Here is a 4,001-nt window from a genome sequence, read left to right as displayed (position 1 = left end):
CTGCTGATCCGGGCGGACGGCGAGGAGGCGGTGCTCAAGGATTTCAGCCAGGCCGATCCCTGGTTCCGGCGTTTCGTGGGTCCGCCGTCGGTACGTCGCGAGGCGCGGGCGCTGCGGCAGCTGGACGGCGCGCGCGGCGTGCCGCGATTGCTGCGTGTTGTGAATCGTTACGCGTTGTTGCTGGAGTACGTGCCCGGGACCAGCGCGCGCGAGGTTCCACCTGGTGGGCTGACGCCGTCATTCTTCGAGCGGTTCTACCGCCTGGTGGACCGTTTGCATGAATTCGGGGTGGCGCACTGCGATCTGCGCAGCCGGGGAAACATTCTTGTCGGCGCCGATGGCGAGCCGCATGTGGTGGATTTCACCGCGCATTTCCGCCGGCCCCGTCCCTGGAACTTCGCGGCCCGGTGGATGTACGTAAAATTCTGCGAAGCCGACCGGGTCGCGGTCGCACGGCTCAAACGCAGCCACGCGCCCGAACTGCTCACCGAATCCGAACGGCAGGCGCTGGCGCGTGACCGGAAAACCCTGCTCGAACGCGCGGCGCGTTTGATTGGCAAGAGTGTACGCAATATCAGCCGCTGGCTGCTGACGCGCCGGCAATAATCCTGACAGACCAGGCGCTAATTTCCAGTTCAGCGCGTACTGGCAACATAGGCACGCCGGCGATGGGCCTATCGCGTCGGAGGCTGAAAATTTTCCGATCTTCGGGTAAAGTGCGCGTCTTGATGCGGGTCATCCGTGGCCGCGCTTTGTTGTTATTGCATAACTCCGAACACATTATTTGAAGGTTTGATATCCCCATGCGCGACTACAAGATTGCCCCTTCGATTCTCTCCGCCGATTTCGCCAGACTGGGCGAAGAGGTAACGAATGTCATCGCCTCCGGCGCCGACATCGTTCATTTCGACGTCATGGATAACCATTACGTACCGAATCTCACCATCGGCCCGCTGGTGTGCGAGGCGCTGCGCAAGCATGGCGTGAAGGCCGATATCGACGTGCACCTGATGGTCAAACCGGTGGATCGCATCATCCCCGATTTTGCCAAGGCCGGCGCCACCTATATTACATTTCATCCGGAGGGTTCGGAGCACATCGACCGCAGCCTGCAACTGGTGCGCGACTCGGGCTGCAAATGCGGTCTGGTGTTCAACCCGGCCACCCCGCTCGATTATCTCAAGTACGTGATGGACAAGGTCGACATGATTCTGCTCATGTCGGTGAACCCGGGTTTCGGCGGCCAGAGTTTCATCCGCTCTTCGCTCGACAAGCTGCGCGAGGTGCGCAAGCTCATCGACGCGAGCGGGCGCCCGATCCGCCTCGAGATCGACGGCGGCGTGAAGGTGGATAACATCCGCGAGATCGCCGAGGCTGGCGCCGATACCTTTGTCGCCGGTTCCGCCATCTTCAGCGCCGGCAAGCCTGGCGATCCGAACCGTTACAATTCGGTCGTCAAGGCGATGCGCGACGAGCTGGCCAAGGCCAAGGGCTGATGGAATCCACGGCGAAAAAAATGGCGACATTTCCGCTGACCGTGAAGATGGTCATGATCGACCTCGATGGCACGCTCATCGACACCGTGCCGGATCTGGCCGCCGCGGCGAACCACATGCTCGCCGATCTGAAGCGCCCCGCGTGGGACATGACGCATTACCGCGCATGGATCGGCAATGGCGTGCCGCGCTTCGTGAAGCGCGCGCTGACCGGCGAAATGCAGGCCGAACCCGACGCCAAACTCAACGAGCAGGCGCTCGCGCTGTTTAGCCGGCATTACGCCGCGGCTGTTTCCGATCTAAGCCGCCCTTACCCGGGCGTGGTGGAGGCACTGGAACGTCTCGAGGCCCAAGGCTTTTCACTTGCCTGCATCACCAACAAGGCCGAGGCCTTCACCTTGCCGCTGCTCAAGAATCTCGACTTATATAAGTACTTCCAGCTAGTGTTGTCCGGGGACAGTCTGCCGAAGCAGAAGCCCGATCCCCTGCCGCTGCGGCATGCCTGCGAACATTTCGGCATCGATTCTGCGCATGGGGTGTTGGTCGGGGATTCGAGCAACGACGTGCAGGCGGCACGCGCGGCGGGCATGCCTGTCATTTGCGTGACTTATGGCTATAATCACGGACACGATATCCGTCAGTCGCTCCCCGACGCCGTGGTGGATTCACTGACCGATGTGCCGCAATACCTGCGGCTTTATGCCTAACAACACACATGAGACACAGAACACGTAAATGGTCGGACATGCGCTGGTGGTGGCCCTGGGCCGCTGGCCGTGTTGCTGTCTGACTATTTAACTGGTGATCTCATGGTGATTCATGTCGTTAAGCAAAAAAGAATTCGATAACTACGCTTCCCAAGGTTTCAACCGCATCCCCCTGATGCGTGAGGTCCTCGCCGACCTCGACACTCCTCTAAGCGTTTATCTCAAGCTCGCACGCGGGCCGTATTCCTACCTGTTTGAATCCGTGCAGGGCGGCGAGAAGTGGGGCCGCTATTCCATTATCGGACTGCCCGCACGCACCTTGTTGCGCGTCTCCGGCCATGATGTAACCGTGGAAAAGGATGGCAAACCGGTCGAGCGTGAAACGGTTTCCGACCCACTCGATTATGTGCGCCGCTTCAAGGCGCGCTACACCGTTCCCGAAATCGCGGGACTGCCGCGCTTCACCGGCGGACTGGTCGGCTATTTTGGTTACGAGACCATCCGCTATATCGAACCGCGGCTGGGGAAAATGGCCAAGCCCGATGTCATCGGCGCACCCGATATTCTGCTTACGGTTTCGGACGAGGTCGTGGTGTTCGACAACCTCAAGGGCAAGCTCTACGTCGTCATCCACGTAAACCCGGCGTTCGCGGGCGCCTACAATAAGGCCAATGCGCGGCTGGACGAACTGGTGGCGAAGCTGGGCGAGGGTATTCCGCGCGTCGAGACGGAGACGCCAAACAAGACCGTCGGCGAATCCGATTTCACCTCGGGTTTCACGCAACAGGGGTTCGAGGCCGCGGTCGAGAAATCGCGCGAGTACATCCGTGCCGGCGACATCATGCAGGTGGTACTGTCGCAGCGCCTGACGATCCCGTTCGCCGCCGACCCGCTCGATCTCTACCGGGCGTTGCGCACGCTCAATCCCTCGCCGTACATGTATTTCATGGACCTCAAGGATTTCCATATCGTCGGTTCCTCGCCGGAAATCCTGGTGCGCCTCGAGGATGGGCAGGTGACGGTGCGCCCGATCGCCGGTACGCGACCGCGCGGCGTGACCGAGGCGGAGGACCTGGCATTGGAAAAGGATCTGCTCGCCGACCCCAAGGAACGCGCCGAACACATCATGCTGATGGATCTCGGGCGCAACGATATCGGACGCGTGGCCAGGGTGGGCAGCGTGCAGGTGACGGACAAAATGGTCATCGAGCGCTATTCGCACGTGATGCACATCGTCTCCAATGTGCACGGCGAACTGAAACCGGGTATGGACGCCGTGGATGTTCTGCGCGCCACGTTTCCGGCCGGCACCGTGAGCGGCGCGCCCAAGGTGCGTGCGATGGAGATCATCGAGGAAATCGAGCCCACGCGCCGTGGCATTTACTCCGGGGCGGTCGGTTACATCGGCTGGAATGGCAACATGGACACGGCCATCGCCATCCGCACGGCGGTGATCAAGGACAAAATGCTCTACATCCAGGCTGGCGCCGGCATCGTCGCGGATTCGGTGCCGAGATCCGAATGGAACGAAACCATGAACAAGGCGCGCGCCATCTTCCGTGCGGTGTCCCTGGCTTCCGCCGGACTCAACGGCCGGCAAGGAGTTTAGCCATGCTATTGATGATCGATAACTACGATTCCTTCACCTACAACCTCGTACAGTATCTGGGCGAGCTGGGCGAAGACGTGCGCGTCTACCGCAATGACCAGATTTCGGTGGCGGAGATCGAAAAACTGAAACCGGACCACATCGTCATCTCGCCGGGTCCGTGCACGCCGAATGAGGCAGGTGTGTCGG

At 60.7% G+C, this 4,001-nt stretch carries 5 protein-coding genes; all 5 read left to right on the top strand.

Annotated elements, in window-relative coordinates; genetic code table 11:
• A partial coding sequence (locus WB402_RS14950) for a hypothetical protein (RefSeq protein WP_424209247.1) occupies positions 1-606 on the top strand: 606 nt, incomplete at its 5' end.
• 197 nt (positions 607-803) lie between these two features.
• The gene (rpe, locus tag WB402_RS14945) at positions 804-1,496 is read left to right on the top strand and encodes a ribulose-phosphate 3-epimerase (RefSeq protein ID WP_424209245.1); all 693 of its coding nucleotides are present in this window, start codon (positions 804-806) and stop codon (positions 1,494-1,496) included.
• A gap of 20 nt (positions 1,497-1,516) precedes the next feature.
• Positions 1,517-2,203, top strand: coding sequence for a phosphoglycolate phosphatase (locus WB402_RS14940; protein WP_424209243.1), 687 nt, complete (start codon positions 1,517-1,519; stop codon positions 2,201-2,203).
• A gap of 112 nt (positions 2,204-2,315) precedes the next feature.
• Positions 2,316-3,812 (top strand): anthranilate synthase component I, encoded by a 1,497-nt coding sequence (trpE, locus tag WB402_RS14935; protein ID WP_424209241.1) that lies wholly within the window; start codon positions 2,316-2,318, stop codon positions 3,810-3,812.
• Between the two features lie 2 nt (positions 3,813-3,814).
• Positions 3,815-4,001 (top strand): glutamine amidotransferase-related protein (locus tag WB402_RS14930; protein ID WP_424209239.1); only part of this gene is annotated, 187 nt, incomplete at its 3' end.

Origin of the sequence: Sulfuricaulis sp., assembly GCF_049587675.1 — a bacterium.
Taxonomy (GTDB): domain Bacteria; phylum Pseudomonadota; class Gammaproteobacteria; order Acidiferrobacterales; family Sulfurifustaceae; genus Sulfuricaulis.
Note: the sequence above shows the minus strand (reverse complement) of the source record. Positions and strands in the feature narration are given on the sequence as shown.

Coding starts and splice junctions, on each gene's coding strand:
- rpe (WP_424209245.1), top strand. CDS start 804: ATGCGCGACTACAAGATTGCCCCTTCGATTCTCTCCGCCGATTTCGCC.
- WB402_RS14940 (WP_424209243.1), top strand. CDS start 1,517: ATGGCGACATTTCCGCTGACCGTGAAGATGGTCATGATCGACCTCGAT.
- trpE (WP_424209241.1), top strand. CDS start 2,316: ATGTCGTTAAGCAAAAAAGAATTCGATAACTACGCTTCCCAAGGTTTC.